Below are 16,412 nucleotides of genomic sequence, written 5' to 3'. Positions count from 1 at the left end.
GGTAAACCTGTAAATAGACTGTTATGCGTGTTTTCAATCTTTTATTGTTGATCTCCATGTTCATTCCCTTTCCGCTGCCCGCTCAGGTGGGCGAACGTTATATAGAGGTAACCGGTACTTCCGAGATAGAGGTAGTTCCTGACAGGATTCATTACGTTATCGAAATAAGGGAGTACTTCGAAGAAGAGTTTGATGGCGTATCCAAACCGGAAGAATATCGGACGAAGGTTCCTCTTACCAGGATAGAGGAGGAATTGAAGCAGGTTTTGAAAATAGTCGGAGTGCCACGGGAGGCAATCCGCACAAAGGATGTGGGCGATAATTGGCGTAAGCCGGGACAGGATTTTCTGGTTTCCAAATCATTTGATGTCACGTTACGTGACTTCACACTGATTGATGAAATTTTAAAACGGGTGGACACAAAAGGAATTCATACGATGTATATAGATAAACTGGAACATAGGGATATCCTGTCCTATCACAGGAAGGGCAAGATAGAAGCACTGAAAGCGGCACGGGAAAAGGCGGTTTACCTGCTGGAGGCAATAGGTAAGAGGCCGGGTGAGATCATCCGCATCGTGGAAGGAGGGGATGCTGGAAAAGAGATGTTTGCACAAGGTCATATCTTATCGGTTGCCCCGCCCCCATTTGAGAGAAGCCGCACGATAAAAAAGAGATATTCGATGCTGGTCCGGTTCGGGATCGTGGATCGATGAACCGTTATTATAACAAATCCCGGAATGGACTTGCAAGAGAAGATAACGGGCATTCGGGTTTGCGGTGAAATATCCGGCCTTTTCTCTGACCGGTAAATAGATTAATAGATTCAACTCACGATAAGATGAAAGATTATTACTTTATTATGAATGCCGGGGTAAAAGCCGGAGGGGAGATCACCCATGCGGTATTAGAAGGGAAAATTGTATCCGCACCGAAAGGATACGATGCCTTCACGGGGATTGAAGCGGCCAGGGAGAAACTGGCTTGCGGGAATATCCGTCAGCAGATGGAAGAATTCGGTATCGAACTTGAGATCGTGCCGGTAAATACTGATTTTTTACTACGATGAAGGAATATTGCGTTTATTGGTTTGAAAACGGAGAACCGAGGCACGAGGTATTTTCCTGTCTGGACGGGGCGGAGATGTTTTCCTGCATGATAAGAGGACAGGACGGCGTGGAACACGTGGAAATATCCGAGGAAGATATTTCCGCTCCGGAGGAATTCCGGGAAATATGCCCCGGAGATTTCTCTTGAACATATGACATGGATCCGGGGTCCTTTTTTGCCGTAGCCTGGCGGTAAAGGGACCTTATCTGGTTGTAAAATCGGGCAGTGTCAACCATTTTTTCACCGATTAATCGCATACGCAAGATGAAAGCTCCACGGAAAATTTATACATGGACCAGTATCCTGCTTTTCGTGTGCTGTTCCCTTATTTTTCTTTCATGTGAAAAGGAAGAGCTCGGGGAAGCCATGGAAAATCGGAAAACGTTATTCATGTTTCTGCCGTGGTCCACTGACCTGACAGGCTATTTTTACACCAATATCGCGGATATGGAGGCGTGTGTAAGCAGAAGGGGGCTGGAGCATGAAAGAATTCTCGTGTTTATGTCCACGAGCTCTACGGAAGCCACGATGTTTGAGATCATACATTCCAAAGGAAAGTGCGATCGTAAAACGCTGAAAAGGTATGGCACTTCGGGGTTTACTACGGTGGAGGGCATAACGGGGATATTGAACGACGTGCAGGAATTTGCTCCTGCTCCGGTTTACGCTATGATCATAGGTTCCCATGGCATGGGATGGCTTCCCGTGGACGGTACACAGGCGGATTCCCTTTTCCGGATGAAAAAGCATTGGGAGTATCAGGAGCAGCCGCTGACACGCTATTTCGGGGGACTGACCCGGGAGTTCCAAACGGACGTGGGTACCCTGGCCCGGGGGATTGTAGGCGCGGGCGTCAAAATGGAGTATATCCTGTTTGACGATTGCTATATGTCATCCGTAGAGGTTGCCTATGAACTGAAAGAAGCCACAAGATTTCTTATAGCCTCTACCAGTGAAATGATGGCATACGGAATGCCTTACGCCACTGTGGGGGAGTTCCTGCTGGGAAATCCTGATTACGGATCCCTTTGCGAAGGATTCCACGACTTTTATTCAACCTATGAAATGATGCCCTGCGGGACACTGGCTGTGACAGATTGCTCTGAATTAGATAATATGGCTGCTATCATGAAAAGTATCAATGACAGGTATGTTTTCGATGATTCCCTACAAGGAGAACTCCAGGGACTGGACGGATACACCCCCGTCATCTTTTATGACTTTGCCGATTATGTCCTCACCCTCTGCTCTGACCCTGTCCTGACAGCCCGCTTCAGGGAACAGCTGGAGCGGCTTGTTCCCTATAAAACCCATACGGGTAAATTTTATTCCAGGACCAAAGGGCCCCTTCCCATACATACTTTCTCGGGTATAACGATCTCGGACCCGAGCACCAATCCCATGGCCTTACTGAAAGGTACGACCTCTTGGTACAAGGCCACACACGAATAACCCCGTGGAAAACGGACAGATGAAAATACCCGCATATGACGCAAATATTCCCCTTTCTTCATAAAATTTCCGATAAGTTCGGACAGCATCGAAAATAATTCTACACGTATGTACCATATATAATTTTGCAGTGATATTTTTATTTACAGTTTATTCGGGGTAAAAAGGTCACGAGAAAATCAAAACTTCAATTACTCTCGAACCGGAATGTGACAAATCTACGAACAGGAGGACAAACGAGGATACCTAAGCCGTAAATTGCACGTTTCCAGCATTCATCCCATATCTTTACGTCCGGTTTCAATCGGAACCTTAAAAATATTCACCATTTAATTTTTTCAGATTATGGACGAACAACCGGACAGCAGCCAGCAGTTAATGGACATCCTGCTCGTCATGGACGAGAAAGGCACGCTTCAAGCCGTCAGCGGAGTAAAGGACGGCGAGTTACAGACCAAGAACCCACTGGAGGACAACAACGACCTCCTGCGGGTGGATCGCCACGGCGATATGTTTTCAAATTTCTTTTCCAACCTCTGGAGCCAGTTGAAAGATCCGACCCGCTTCCATTTCTTCCGTGTGCCGGAAGAGGAGGTGCAGCGGGTAGCCGCCGATTTCCGGCAGCGGGAGAGCCGGTCGGTCAAGACAGGTGAGCCGCTCCTCGCACAGTACGAGGTGCAGCCGCCCGTGCAGGCACAGCAGCAGACCCAAGCCGGGCAGCAGCAACAGCCGGAGGATGCGCCGCAGCAGTCCGCCGGGCAGACCGAACAGAACCCGCAGTACAAGTACCGCCCGGAGGACATCGACTGGAACAGCCTCGCTGCCCTCGGCGTGCAGCGGGAACAGATTGAGGGCAACGGGATGCTCGACCAGATGCTCCGGGGCTTCCAGACCGACAAGACCGTCCGGGTGCATTTCCACTTCGAGGGCATCTCGCACAGCAACGATAGCCAGCTCTCGCTCAAACCCGGCACGGACGGCAGGCTGACCGTTTGCAGCCACGGCATCCTCGACCCGGAGAAGATGCAGAAGCAGTTCTTCGGTTACGACATCACCGACTCCGACAAGCAGGTGCTCCGGCAGACGGGCAACATGGGGCACCCGGCGACCGTCACCAACCGGGCGGGCGAGCAGGTCGAAGCCCTTGTCAGCCGCAACCTCAAGACCAACGAGCTGGTCGCTTTCCCGCTCTCCAAGGTCAATATCCCGGCGGAGAAGAACGGGCATACCTTCACCCCGGACGAAATAGCCCGGCTCAAACAGGGCGAGGCGGTGGTCTGCCAGTTCCTTTCCAGAGCCAAGGAGGGGGAGCAACCCAAGATCTACCCGGCTCCCGTACAGTTCAGCGCAGCCAAGATGCAGCTCGAATTTCTCTTCGGCGACCGGGGCAAGCTGGCGATGGATGCGTACAAGACGAACCTGAAACAGACCGCCAATCAGGAGGTGCCGAAGACTTTCCGCAAGCAGGAGCTTACCGAGAAGTCTCGCCTCGAACTCGAAGCCGGGGGAACGGTCAAGGTCTCCGGTCTGGTGGACAAGAAAGGAAAAGCCTACCAAGGCTACATCACATGGAAGCCCGGCGAGAAGCCCGCCTTCATGTTTCCCAAGGACTACAAGGCGGCACTCGAAGAGGGGCGTGTCAAGCCCGCCGTGGAGAACGAGGTGCAGGTGGCGGTCAATTCCGAGGGCAAGACCGTAGAGGCGACCCGCAACCTGAAAGAAGCCCTGCAATCCGCACAGCAGCGCCCCACCGGGGAGCAGAAACAGCAGCAGGAGCGCAAGCAGGAGCAGAAAGAGGAACGGAAACAGTCACAGAAGCAGGAACAGCCCGACAAGCCCAAGCGCAGCCGGGGTGTCCGCCGCTGATTTCCCCCGCCACTCTGTAAATGAATTACACGGTTATCCCGTCCGGACGACGGGATAACTTTTGTCAAACCGTTAAATTTTAAAGAAATATGATTACAGCAGTTATCGCTGAAAAGCCTTCCGTAGCGAAGGATATAGCAAACGTGTTGAATGTCCGAGAGCGGCACGATGGCTACCTCTCAGGTAACGGCTACCTCGTTACCTGGGCGTTCGGCCATCTCGTCCAGCTTGCCATGCCCGAAGCATACGGCTATGCGGGCTTCCGGCGTGAGAACCTGCCCATTCTGCCGCAGGAGTTCAAGTACATCCCCCGCCAGATACGGGAGGGCAAGGAGTACAAGCCCGACCCCGGCGTACTCAAACAGTTGAAGGTCATCAGGGAGGTTTTCGACCGTTCCGATCGTATCGTCGTGGCGACCGATGCCGGGCGTGAGGGTGAAGCCATTCATCGGTACATCTACAATTACCTTGGCTGCCGCAAACCCTGCCTGCGCCTCTGGATCTCCTCGCTGACCGACCGTGCCATCCGGGAAGGGCTGGACAACCTCAAAATCGGAAGCGACTACGACAACCTCTACCGTGCCGCCGAAGCCCGTGCTATCGCCGACTGGGAGATTGGATTAAACGCCACCCAAGCTCTCAGTATCGCCGCCGGGCAGGGCATCTACTCCCTCGGACGGGTACAGACACCCACCTTGATGATGATCTGCTCCCGTTATCTGGAGAACAGGGATTTCACCCCGCAGACCTATTACCGGCTGAAGGTCACGGCTGAAAAGGACGGCACGCCCTTCGCCGCCATCTCTGAATTGCGTTACGAAACCCTTCCGGCGGCAAATGCCGCTCTCGGCGCTGTAACCGCAACGGGGACGGTGGAGGTTGCCGACTTGCAGCGCAGGGAGGTGAGCCAAGAACCTCCCTTGCTCTATGACCTGACCGCCTTGCAGAAAGAGGCGAACGGCAGGTACGGCTTCTCGGCAGACAAGACCCTCTCCATCGCCCAGTCGCTTTACGAGAAGAAGGTGTTGAGCTACCCCCGTACCGGCTCCCGCTACCTATCGGACGATGTGTTCGACGAGATACCCGATCGTATCGCCCTGCTGGAGCGGTACCCGGCTTTCGCCGCCCATGCCGCCGCCCTGAAAGGAGCTTCGCTCAACCGCCGCAGCGTGGACGCAGGGAAAGTCACCGACCACCATGCGCTCATCATCACCGAGTGTCTGCCCGGCGAGCTGTCCGCCGACGAACGCACGGTATATGACATGGTAGCCGCCCGCCTGCTCGAAGCCTTCTCCGCCCGTTGCCTCAAGGACGCTACCACCGTCTCTTTCACGGCAGGGAACAGCGTGTTCACCGCCAAGGGGACGGTCGTCAGATCCGCCGGATGGCGTGCCGTGCGGAACGAGCGGGAGGAGGACGACGAGGGAACAGCCGCTTTGCCGACTTTGCAGACCGACGAGGCTTTCCCCCTGCAATCGGCGGAGTGTGTGGAGAAACAGACCAAGCCCCGTCCCCTGCACACCGAGAGCAGCCTCCTTTCGGCGATGGAGCATTGCGGCAGGGAGTTGCAGGACGACGAGCTTCGAGACAGTTTGAAAGGGAACGGTATCGGCACGCCCGCCACCCGTGCCTCCATCATCGAGACCCTCTTTGCCCGTGACTACGTGCGCCGGGAGAAGAAGAGCCTCGTGCCGACGGACAAGGGGCTTGCCGTGTATCAGATAGTGAAGGACAAGCGCATCGCCGATGTCGAGATGACCGGGCAGTGGGAGACCGCCCTCGCCAAGATCGAGAGCGGGGAGATGAATCCCGACAGCTTCCGCAAGGCCATCGAGGTCTATGCCGCCCAGATTACCGAAGAACTCCTGCAAGTGCAGGTATCGGTGGCGGACGGCGGACATATCCCGTGCCCCAAGTGCCGTTCCGGTCGCATCCTCCTTTACCCGAAGGTCGCCAAGTGCAGCAACGTCGATTGTTCCCTTACCGTCTTCCGCAACAAGGGGGAGAAGCAGCTCACCGACAGCCAGATTACCGACCTCGTGACCAAAGGCAGGACTGCCCTGATCAAAGGATTCAGGAGTAGGGAGGATAAGCCCTTCGATGCATACCTCACTTTCGACAAGGACTTCCGCATCGTATACGGGTTCCCGCCTCACACGGACAAGTCCAAAGGAAAGGAGCACAGGCGATGAACGGCATCGGTTGGATCTCCGTAGCGGAAGCCGCCCGGCTCTGCAGCACGAACGGCTCTTGATAGACAATGGTAGCCCACAGGAATTCAAGTTTTTATATCCGTAATCCCGGCAATAATCCCTATATTTGCCAATCGGTCACATAGAAAAGGCGGGATTGCTCTTTTCTGTGGCCGGATGGCAACCGTTCCGGGCACAATACCCGAACGGCTTTAATCAACATTCAACAATAGCATAACATGAATTTTGAACAATTAGCAACCATCATAGCCGACACGCACCAACGATTACAACAGAGTGCGGTCAAAGCCGTAAACCAGTGCCAGACCATGCGTAACTGGCTTATCGGTTTTTATATCGTGGAGTTCGAGCAGAACGGAGAAGACCGTGCCAAATATGGGGAATTCTTATTGAAAAACTTGGAACAAAAAGTTAATTTAAAAGGATTGAATATTACATTATTCAAGCGTTCACGAGTCTTCTATATGGTATATCCCCAGTTGGCAACTGTAATAAAAACGATATTGCCTCCAACAGGTGCATCAACGATGCACTTATTGGAAATGCAGGGTCTTGGAAAAAGTGCATCACTGATGCACTTATTACAAAATGCTGAAAACAAACAAGATATAGTTAATACGATAGAGCCTCAGAAACTACTCAGCTCTATTTCTTTTACCCACTTTATCGAACTGGTAAAAATCGACAATCCTATCAAGCGGATGTATTACGAAATGCTCACCATCCAAACCGGGCTTTCTGTCCGTGAACTCAAACGGCAGATAGGAGCGTTGAGTTATGAACGTGTCGGCTTATCCGGCAACATGGAAAATGCACTTGCTGCCATTCAGCAGAAGATTCACCCACAAACTGTAACCGATGCCGTCAAGGATGACTATTTCTTCGAGTTCCTGAACATTCCGCAGCAACGGGCTTCTTTGCTAAAGGAGAAGGAACTCGAAACACTTCTGCTCGACCATTTGCGAGACTTCATTATCGAACTCGGAAACGGCTTCTGTTTCGAAGCCAGACAAAAAAGAATCCTTATCGGTGACGAATTTTATTTCATTGATATGGTCTTCTACCACCGGATTTTGAAATGTCATATTTTGTGCGAATTGAAAGTTGATACTTTCAACCACGCTCATGTGTCACAACTTTATTCATACCTGAATTATTATAAAGCCGAAGTGATGGAGCCGGGCGATAACCCGCCTATCGGCATTTTGCTGGTAACGGACAAGAACGATGCGTTGGTGCGGTACACCACAACCGGATTGGATGAACAGATATTCGTTTCCAAATACCAGTTGCAACTTCCGACTGAACAACAATTAAAAGAGTTGATTTTAAAGACAATCCGGCAATAATAACAAATGCGCAACACATAGTTGCGCATTTGTAGTATTCTAATATTTGTCGTTCCAACTATTTCCGTTATCTTTGCAATCAATAGAACCTGCCAAGCCTCTTTAATAATGCCCAAATCGGCGGGTTGCTTTTTTATTACATCCTCCCGTACACCGTTCGGATTTTCCCGTCCTCCAGCACTTCGCTCGACCGTACAGCCCATATCCTGCCGTCGTTCGGTCCGCACTCCAGCCCCTTCTCACTGTTACCGACCAGCACCGGCACGGTTGTCATCACGATTTCATCTGCCAGCCCGTTGTCCAAGAGTAAAACTCCGGTTTCTCCTCCGTAAGCCACCACCATACCGTCGCCATTCTCCTTTATCCGTTGCAGTTCCGTTACCACATTCCCCCTGACAAAACGTACCCGTTCTGTCTCTGTCAAGTCTATACAGCCGTTCGTCACGACCAAGGTCTCCTTTGCCTCAAGCGGCCAGTCAAGATCATTCAGGTAAATACGCAGGTAAGTTTCCTCGTCAATCAGCACGTAGGCACAGGCGTCCACTACCGCATTGAAACACTTGTCCGCTATGACCGGACAGCCGTCGATGGATTGGTACACGTGCAAGGTAATCTGTTTCATAACAATGTGTTTTTAAGGATTATGCCCGCCTCGCACCAAAAAGAACAGCGTGAACTCACACTATTCCGGAATAGAGGTACTGGCATACCTAAAAGACAGAATAGGCAAACTCACGCCGTATAAGCATACAGCATGAACATTGCGCTATACATCTTGTCTTTTTTGAAAAGTGCCAGTTTTCTATTCCAAGACGTTCAGCGAACGTACAATATGTATATCAATCCCTGCTTGCTTCCAAGCCGGGTATGAATCTTTCATGTCATGACAGCAACCGTACCCCGGTAGAGTACCACCTGCCGTACTTTGTCACAAAGGTACGGGAAACTTCCCGAATAACAAAACAATAGCCCTGCCTAATCTCACGATCCGGCAAGTCCCCGTCCACTAACAGAAATCATAAAGGAAATATCACTTTTACGGAAACAAGCCTTTTTTCCTGCGCCTTTCCTCTTTCCGGACTTCCTTCTCCTTCCGTTTTGCAGCCCGTTCCTCCACAGCGGCAAACTGGTTGCGGAGGAACTCGTGCACATCTTTCACCCGATAGAAGACCTTGCCACTGATAGTGAAATACGGCAGTATCCCAATGGCACGGTAACGTTGCAATGTGCGAATACCGACCTTCAGCAGCAGGCACAGGTCCTGGTTATCCAGTACCTCCTCTCCATCCAGCGCGTTGCTCTTCTTCAGTACTCTTTCCAACAACTTCTCCGTCCGGTCGAAACGTTCCATGATACGCTCCATCCAATTCTCAAATTTTTCGCTGTCCATATACATAGCAGTCGCCCTCCTTTTCAATAATTTCCTTTTCCCGCATGTAACGGATGTACCCCTTCGCCGTCCGTTCCTTCACGTCCAGGGTTTCCTGTATCAGTTCGCATAGCTCGATATAGCCATACTTTTTTTGCGTGACGAACGCTGCCCGTGCCATTTCAGACAGTTCCTTCTCCTTGCGCCTTTCTTTCTCCACCCTCGGTTTCTCTCCCATATAGACAGGCATCCCGGCCTGTTTGTCCCAGCGGAACTGCATCAGCGGGATATCCAGCGGGCTTCCATCCCTGACCTTCAATGCCTTCACCACCGACACCTCCGGGTTCTCGTCCTTCTCGATGGAGAGGATAGCCGCCGACTTCCGCTGCAACTCGCTGCCCAAGTGTCCCCGCAACTTCAACCCGTTCGGCACGAAATGTACCACGGCGGTGATGCACGTGCGGTAAATTCCCGCTAGGCGGTAAATTTCGTCAACCAGCGCCACGCTCTCCGCCTCGTCGTTGGAGCAACGGATCAGGTCGGCAACTCCGTCGATGACGACCAGATGGATGCCCCCGTGCAGGTAGTGGTACTTGTCCATGCTTTGGATGATGGCGGTCAGCCGCTCGTTCCTCGACATCCCCGTCAGGCAGTACACGTGCAGGTAAGGCGGCATTTTCTCCCGACCGGCACGCCGCAGCAGCCGCCCCGTGTTCTTGTAGAGCTGTTGCTCGCTCTGTTCCGTGTCGTACAGCAGCACCGCACGCCCCTTTCGGTTCGGTTCCACCTTCACCCCAAGAAGGTCCGCGTCCTCCTCCCGTTCCATAATTGCCCCGGCGACCAACGCGGCGGTATAGTTACTCTTGCCCGTCCCTTCTCCGCCCGTGATGCAGAGTATGTTCTCTTCCGAGCCTAACGGCACGTCCCCGGCGGTCACGATAGCGACTGCCTGCTCCGGCGGGCAGTCGTAATCGATCTCACACGATTTCAGTACCGCCATCGTGTCCCCGTACAGCGTGTCGAGCAGTTTCAGGAACAGCCCCATCAAATCCTCCCGTGTGTGTCCGGCTTTAAAATAGTCCGTCACGTCTTTCTCTGATTTCGTCCCCGGCAGCGGTAGTACCAGCCGTTTAACACCGTACTCCGACAGTTGTACCCGGTGCTTCTCCGAGCATTCCAGCCCCGTCTTGTCCGTGTCGTACAGCAGTACGATGTGCTTGAAGCGATAGACGAGCTTCCGGACGGTCTTCGCCGGGATTACCGAGGTTTCCGAGTTGAAGCAGATGGCTTGGAAACCGTGAGCCGCAAGCGTCATCACGTCCTTCTCGCCACCCGTGAGGAAGAGCAGGTCGCCCTTCGAGGGCAGTTGTTCCAGACCGAAACAGTAGTTGTCGCCCGTATGACCGCCATAGACGAAACGCACTTCCGATAACGGGCGGTACACCTTCACGCCCCATTTCCCCCTGTAGCCGAACATCGGTTCCGCCGGGGTTGAAGTAAAGCCGAACGTCTTGCCTTCCCTTGTCTCGCTCCGGTACTCGGCGAGCGACACCACCCCGTAACGGTGCAGCACCTCTACCGTGATGCCCGATATGCCCCAGTAGGCGAGCTCTCTCTCTGTGAAAGACTTTTCAGCTACTTGGTAGGGGCTTGGTCCAGGACGCTCGCGGGATAAATCTTTCCCTTCCGTGCCCGTGACAGTATCCCCGGGAATGCTCTCCCCGGTATTTTCCCCCTCACTTTTCTCTCGTGCACCCGTTACGGGCCGTGTCGTCCGGCAGCTTCCCTCCCGATTGTTGGTACCGGAAGGGATGGCCCCATCCAACCCCAGGCACAACTCCCGGTCAATGGTGTGCAGCACTTCCACGAAATCAGCGGCACTCCGGCAGTCCAGTCCTTTCAGTTTCGCCACAAGGAAGAAACAGTCTCCCGAATACTCACCGTTACCAAAGTCCTTCATCCTGTACATCCCGCTGTGGCGATCATAATAAACGTTACACGAGGCCCTGCCATCAGCGTACAGCGGATTCAGGAAATTTCGACCCACCCGCCATTTTACGGGCAGATAATGACGGAACACCTCCAGCCCGTTACCTGTTTTTGCCAGTATTTCCTCTTTTCTTACCATATGATCTGCTTTTGCATTGGTGTAAAGGGTACGCTTCAATCATTCGGTCCACCAGCTTGTCAGGCGTTTCCCGTATCCAACGCTCATGGAACTGTTCCACGTCCGTACGGCGGTAACGTATCTTCCTCCCGCAGATAGAGTAAGCGATGATACGGTTCGTGCGGTAACGCTGCAAAGTACGGGGACTGATTTCAAGTTGTTCACACACTTCCTTTCCCGTCATCCATAGCCCTGCCTTCCTCGTACCCTTCTTATCCGCTACCGGCCATTGCTCCCGCTCCTTTGTTCCGGACGCCTCCACGTATGCCGCTATCCCCTCTATCTTCTCCACGAGGGTAGCAAACGCTTTGCTTTCGATTGCTATTATTTCCATAATCTTTTAATAATTTGGTTTCCGGTTACAAAGGTCAGTCTGTTCGACCGTTTTTCTTTTCACGTTCGTAGCAAGCTGCCAAAGTTTTTTTTCTGGTACAAAAAAACCGCCGCGGAGCCTTATTCGGGCTCTCTACGGTGGCTATATACTGTATTTTCACCAAATGGCGTATCGGGAAAGGTGATTTGGCAACTTGCTATGAACCTGCCAGTCTCTTCCTTGTTTTACAAAAGGTTATCCGTCCGTTTCGTCCATTCGTTTCAACAAACGTTCCTTCATTTGATCAAGGTAAGCTGTCCGGCTGTTCTTCCGGTTACGCATGGAGATAAACGTGTGGTACACGTCTCCCAGGTCAATATGGAACATTTGTTCGAACAGCATCACGAGCTCGACAATGCTCACCCTCCCGTTATCCACGCTACCCATCGCCCAAATGCCATATATCAGTTCCACGGCAGCCGCCTTCCGGTCCGTCCAATGGTGCTCCTTTTCCTGCACGGCATACGCCCCCTCCATTGCCAGCAGCACTTTCCGGTTCAGATAACCAAGTAACATTTCCGCCGCTATCAGTCTTGCGGCCAACAAGTCATAACCGGTTGACATCACCGAATCCTCCTCCAGCATAAAACTTCCGCTTTCCGGGCTCAGCTCCTTTTTGGCACGGCGGAAATAGTAATGGTCCCGGTAAGTCGCCCCGCTCCGGTAATACTGGTAAAAGGGAAGGTATCGTTCCAGTTTCCGCTGGTATTCTTTCATAGCCTTGCGGTAATGCATCCGGGCAATCTCCGGGCAACATGAACAACCGCTCTCGATCTGGTATACCCGGTAATAATACAGCAGGCGTCCCGTCAGGGCAGGCTTGTAATACTTGAAAAAGCAGATTTCCTCTTCCACGTTGGAGAATGGGTGGTTTAGGACATAGTCCTTCAACTCACGGGATCGCTCCCTCAAAAAAGAAACCATCTCCTGACAAGTCCGTATCACTTGCTCTCCCTCCATACGGGAAGATTCAATGCCCATCTTACGTTCGACCTCCTGCATCAAGTTGTTAAAGTACGTTTCTATCATGTTATTCCTTAATTATGGGGCACGTGAGTACCTTCACGCTACCCGATTTATTTTTATGCCTCGCTTGATTCGATCGCAGGTTTTCCTTTCGGCCCTTTACGATGAAAAAACTTTTCCTCATATCGAAAAGACCGGAGAAAAGCCATGATACGGCTTCCTCCGGTCACACCTGCAAAACTGGGAAATTCCTTCCCCAATCCCCGGGACCAGACTATTCAAGGTCCCTCACGCAACGCACGTATCCCTTCCTGTTATTCACAAGCCTGTCATTGTCACCCGCCCACTGGGTATCCACGGTCGTGACCCATCGGAGATAACCATGGAGATACATCTGGTAGCCGGCACTGAACGATCTTGCCCCGTTCATGCTACGCTTGGAAAATCCCGTCCGAGAATGGAGAACTTCAGATTCTACTACTCCCAGAGAAGGAAGGTCATTACCGAATTCGTAAACCTCCTTTTTCTCAGGGTTATGCCAGTCGAACAGGCTCCCGCACATGATGATCAATTCCACCTCGTTGGGCACCCGCCAGGTTCCCAGGTCGCTCTTGTCCGCCTCCTGGTAATAATAGGCGCACGGGCTGTTTCCCTGTTCGATGTCCGCCATCAGCGTGCTCCAATCCTGTAAGTAATACTCGCTCTTCCTGTCAGGATTATTCAAATCCTTGGGCTTATCTATCTTATTGGCGATATACTTGGCCACCTCAAACCCGTTCTTGTAAATGGTGTTGCTCTGGGAGTCCTCATCATGCGCGGGCAACTCGTAAATGGCTCTTACTCCACGCGTCATGCTGTATGGCAGGTTATCTGCCCTAAAGACCAGATATTCCTCTTTCGTCCTGTTATTGACAAGAGACTTGTTCAGTTCCTTGCCCAACTCCTCGATGTGATAGCTTTCTTCCCCAGACTCCAGCATCCCCAGATCCCTGATCAACCTCACTTCCGAGTAGGGGGTGCGGTCCCCGGGTGAGTTCCCTCCCTTGTAATAATCAAAGTTTGCGATGGGAGTCACGCTGCGGGACTCCAAGATACAAATATAGGGGTTGGAAGAGTATAAAGAAAGGTTTGTACTTGCCATAAAGGCTCTTGACATATAAAATGCTGTGGCGTTGTCCGAGGGGGCGTGCCCGTGCAGCCTGGAATGTAACGGCAACGCCCGTTCCCCCACGAGAAGCATACCGCTCTCGCTCACCGAAGGAATATACCACTTCATCTCGGCGGCCTGCATCCGGCCATCACGGTTATCATCCCGGTTCCGTAAAAACGGGGTGAAACAGGCATATTCGGCGTGGTAATTCTTGGCTGCCAAATTATAATGGTCTCTGCTGAGAGTCAGCTTCGCGTTGTCCACCTTCGTCATGACCTGCCATAACTGGTCTTGTTTACTTCTTCTCATCGGGTCAATCATGACCTCTTGACTGAAGTCGCCCGACCTTGCCATCACCTTCCAGGTATTCGACCAGCCGTTGGATGTATATTTATTATAAAAAGCATCCGGTTCTCCCGGAGCCTTCACCATAAAGTCCAGGTCCGGTGTCTCGTTCACGTTTTCCACCCCCCAGACACGCATGCCTTCGGGTCCCTCCGTAAACACCGTCTTGATGGACATCTGACGGATGGAAACGACAGCCTGGTGATAACGTGACTGCCCGTCGGGGGAGATTTCATGCGACGTGTTCACCAGCAGGTCGAAAGTCCGATCCGGGGCGTTGGCAAAGGTTTTCCACAAGTTCTTGTCCTCGGGGGCGCCATCCCGCATGGGGTTCCGCTCGTAGAAATACTCGTTGGCGTAAACCGTCACCTTGCAAAGCCCCGTGGAGGCATTAAATACATAATCGGGCTCTTTGACAAGTCGGTAAAGAAACTGTTCCAGCGAAAGCAGATGCGCCCCCGTGTTGGAGTAATATTCCATGGTTTCGTTTCCATTGTCAGACAGGGTGCTCGGGTGGATGAAGAACGCGAGCCAACCAGTGTCTGCCTTCTTCTCCCCTGAAGGAACGTATCCGTTATCCTCCAGCTGTTCCAGCTCCGCCCTCGTGTAAGAGACTATCTTGTCACAGAACGGGGTGCGTATGGCAAAGGAGATCATCGCGTCGTCCTTCAAACTGCCATCCGGATTGAAGATGGCAAGCTCGTCCTTGTTGAAACGCATCAGGCCCTGTTCATAATGGCAGTCAAAACTGAAGGAGCGGTGAGCGTCATATACAAGGCCTTCCACCCCGGGAGCGGGCTCCTCTTCCCGGTCCTTGTCGGACATCGCCTCCACTACCAGGTCGTTCATCCCCTTGATCGTCACGTTATAGGTATAGTGCACGTTACGTTCTATATCATAATCGTTGACCGGATCATTCTCCGCCGTGTATCCCAGATAAACGCGGTAGGTCACCCTCCCGAAACGCTCCGTTGAGACTTCACCGGTTGTCATATCCTGGCGTAACTCACCCGTGAACTCGATGTAGGGAGCCAGATCCGGAGCGTATTCTGTAGCTCCGTTCTGCACGTTCGGCTTCTCCGTAGCATCGGGAACGGGAGACTTCACTTGTTTCTGCCGCAGGTCATACCCCTTCCTCTCCGCATTGTAACCGGGAGAGGCGGGAGTTATCATTTTTTTTGCCAATTTCCGGTTCTCCGGAAGGTAAAACGTAGTAGTAGTAGTAGTAGCGTCGCCCTCGAACTGGAATAATTCGGACAACCAGTACGAATCCATCTCCATCCCGCCGGCATCCCAGGGAGCCCCGGCGTCACTGCCCTTGACATGCTCGGTGACAAAGGTCGAAGCCGGCACGTTACCGACTCTCCATGTCCCGGGCACGAACGTGAGCCCCTCTCCGGTTTTCAGGTTGATCGTGATTTTCGCCTCCGCACGTTTCAGGGAGACCTCGAGGCGCCTGGTGTCGGGACTGATCTCCTCCGTCTTGGTAACTGACATCAGCAGGTTCCCGTTCGGTCGGAACAGGGTACGGGCGGTCATCTCCGCCTTGACCCTCTGAATGTCCGAAAGGGACGACACGCCAGCCAGGATCCCGGGCTCTACCTGAAACAGCCCGTCACCATCCGATTTATAGTTCGCCAGCAGGACCAGCGTCTTCTCTCCCGAGGTAATGGGGATGTTTTTCAGCAATCCCATGCTCGTGGGTGCATCCGTGTCCTTCTCGCCGGTTGCCGTTTCCAAGGCAGCAGCGGCCTGATAAAGCTCCGCACGGGGATACTCCCGGGAGAACTCCACGCCGCCGCGGGAATCGAAAACCCACAGGTAAAGGTCGTATATCTTTCTCTCCTCGCCTTCCGGCAGGCCCGAACGTGTCTTGGCCCTGTTGGCTGCCGTACCCACGCTGATATCTACCGTCGTGGGCACGCCTTCCGGGACACCGCTGCCCCGAAGCAGCTCCTCGTCCGTACAGCAGGTAAGAACGGGCAGTAACAAAAGAATGAAACAAGTTATTTTCAGCCTATATGCTTTCATATATAATAAAAATTTATAATG

13 protein-coding genes are annotated in these 16,412 nt (G+C 52.5%); 7 read left to right on the top strand and 6 right to left on the bottom strand.

Annotated elements, in window-relative coordinates; genetic code table 11:
• The first annotated feature begins 23 nt into the window (after positions 1 to 23).
• From AB3G73_RS16015 to AB3G73_RS15985, 7 genes are all read left to right on the top strand, one after another.
• On the top strand, positions 24 to 716 hold the full coding sequence (locus AB3G73_RS16015; protein ID WP_008640895.1) for an SIMPL domain-containing protein: 693 nt from the start codon (positions 24 to 26) through the stop codon (positions 714 to 716).
• Between the two features lie 125 nt (positions 717 to 841).
• Positions 842 to 1,069, top strand: coding sequence for a hypothetical protein (locus AB3G73_RS16010; RefSeq protein ID WP_008766541.1), 228 nt, complete (start codon positions 842 to 844; stop codon positions 1,067 to 1,069).
• Complete coding sequence (locus AB3G73_RS16005; RefSeq protein WP_008760199.1) at positions 1,066 to 1,257, top strand: hypothetical protein; 192 nt, start codon at positions 1,066 to 1,068, stop codon at positions 1,255 to 1,257. The genes AB3G73_RS16010 and AB3G73_RS16005 overlap by 4 nt, the downstream gene beginning before the upstream one ends.
• A 117-nt stretch (positions 1,258 to 1,374) precedes the next feature.
• A complete protein-coding gene (locus AB3G73_RS16000) occupies positions 1,375 to 2,562 on the top strand; it encodes a clostripain-related cysteine peptidase (protein ID WP_009291509.1) in 1,188 nt (395 codons plus the stop codon).
• Positions 2,563 to 2,907: 345 nt separating this feature from the next.
• Positions 2,908 to 4,428, top strand: a complete 1,521-nt coding sequence (locus AB3G73_RS15995; RefSeq protein WP_009040569.1) for a DUF4099 domain-containing protein — start codon at positions 2,908 to 2,910, stop codon at positions 4,426 to 4,428.
• Between the two features lie 89 nt (positions 4,429 to 4,517).
• Positions 4,518 to 6,620 carry a type IA DNA topoisomerase gene (gene topB, locus AB3G73_RS15990; protein ID WP_009040570.1) on the top strand — a complete coding sequence of 701 codons (2,103 nt, stop codon included), beginning with the start codon at positions 4,518 to 4,520 and terminating at the stop codon, positions 6,618 to 6,620.
• A 239-nt stretch (positions 6,621 to 6,859) separates the two neighbouring features.
• Positions 6,860 to 7,990: a YhcG family protein gene (locus AB3G73_RS15985; protein WP_009040571.1), complete on the top strand. Its 1,131-nt coding sequence runs from the start codon at positions 6,860 to 6,862 to the stop codon at positions 7,988 to 7,990.
• Between the two features lie 136 nt (positions 7,991 to 8,126).
• Here AB3G73_RS15985 and AB3G73_RS15980 read toward each other — a convergent pair whose 3' ends face one another.
• The 6 genes from AB3G73_RS15980 to AB3G73_RS15955 form a co-directional block, all read right to left on the bottom strand.
• Positions 8,127 to 8,612, bottom strand: a complete 486-nt coding sequence (locus tag AB3G73_RS15980) for a dihydrofolate reductase family protein (RefSeq protein WP_009291511.1) — start codon at positions 8,610 to 8,612, stop codon at positions 8,127 to 8,129.
• A 414-nt stretch (positions 8,613 to 9,026) separates the two neighbouring features.
• Entirely contained in the window at positions 9,027 to 9,386 is a 360-nt protein-coding gene (locus AB3G73_RS15975; protein ID WP_008640871.1) for a helix-turn-helix domain-containing protein, read from the bottom strand.
• Complete coding sequence (locus tag AB3G73_RS15970) at positions 9,361 to 11,487, bottom strand: bifunctional DNA primase/helicase (protein ID WP_009291512.1); 2,127 nt, start codon at positions 11,485 to 11,487, stop codon at positions 9,361 to 9,363. The genes AB3G73_RS15975 and AB3G73_RS15970 overlap by 26 nt, the downstream gene beginning before the upstream one ends.
• Positions 11,450 to 11,860 carry a helix-turn-helix domain-containing protein gene (locus tag AB3G73_RS15965; protein WP_008640869.1) on the bottom strand — a complete coding sequence of 137 codons (411 nt, stop codon included), beginning with the start codon at positions 11,858 to 11,860 and terminating at the stop codon, positions 11,450 to 11,452. Before AB3G73_RS15965 ends, AB3G73_RS15970 begins: the two co-directional genes overlap by 38 nt.
• Before the next feature lie 234 nt (positions 11,861 to 12,094).
• Positions 12,095 to 12,928: an RteC domain-containing protein gene (locus tag AB3G73_RS15960; protein WP_008640868.1), complete on the bottom strand. Its 834-nt coding sequence runs from the start codon at positions 12,926 to 12,928 to the stop codon at positions 12,095 to 12,097.
• A 211-nt stretch (positions 12,929 to 13,139) separates the two neighbouring features.
• A complete protein-coding gene (locus tag AB3G73_RS15955) occupies positions 13,140 to 16,391 on the bottom strand; it encodes a fimbrial protein (protein ID WP_049100617.1) in 3,252 nt (1,083 codons plus the stop codon).
• Positions 16,392 to 16,412: the final 21 nt, after the last annotated feature.

This window comes from Bacteroides sp. L008 (assembly GCF_040812255.1).
In the GTDB taxonomy this organism is placed as follows: Bacteria; Bacteroidota; Bacteroidia; order Bacteroidales; family Bacteroidaceae; genus Bacteroides; species Bacteroides vicugnae.
Note: the sequence above shows the minus strand (reverse complement) of the source record. Positions and strands in the feature narration are given on the sequence as shown.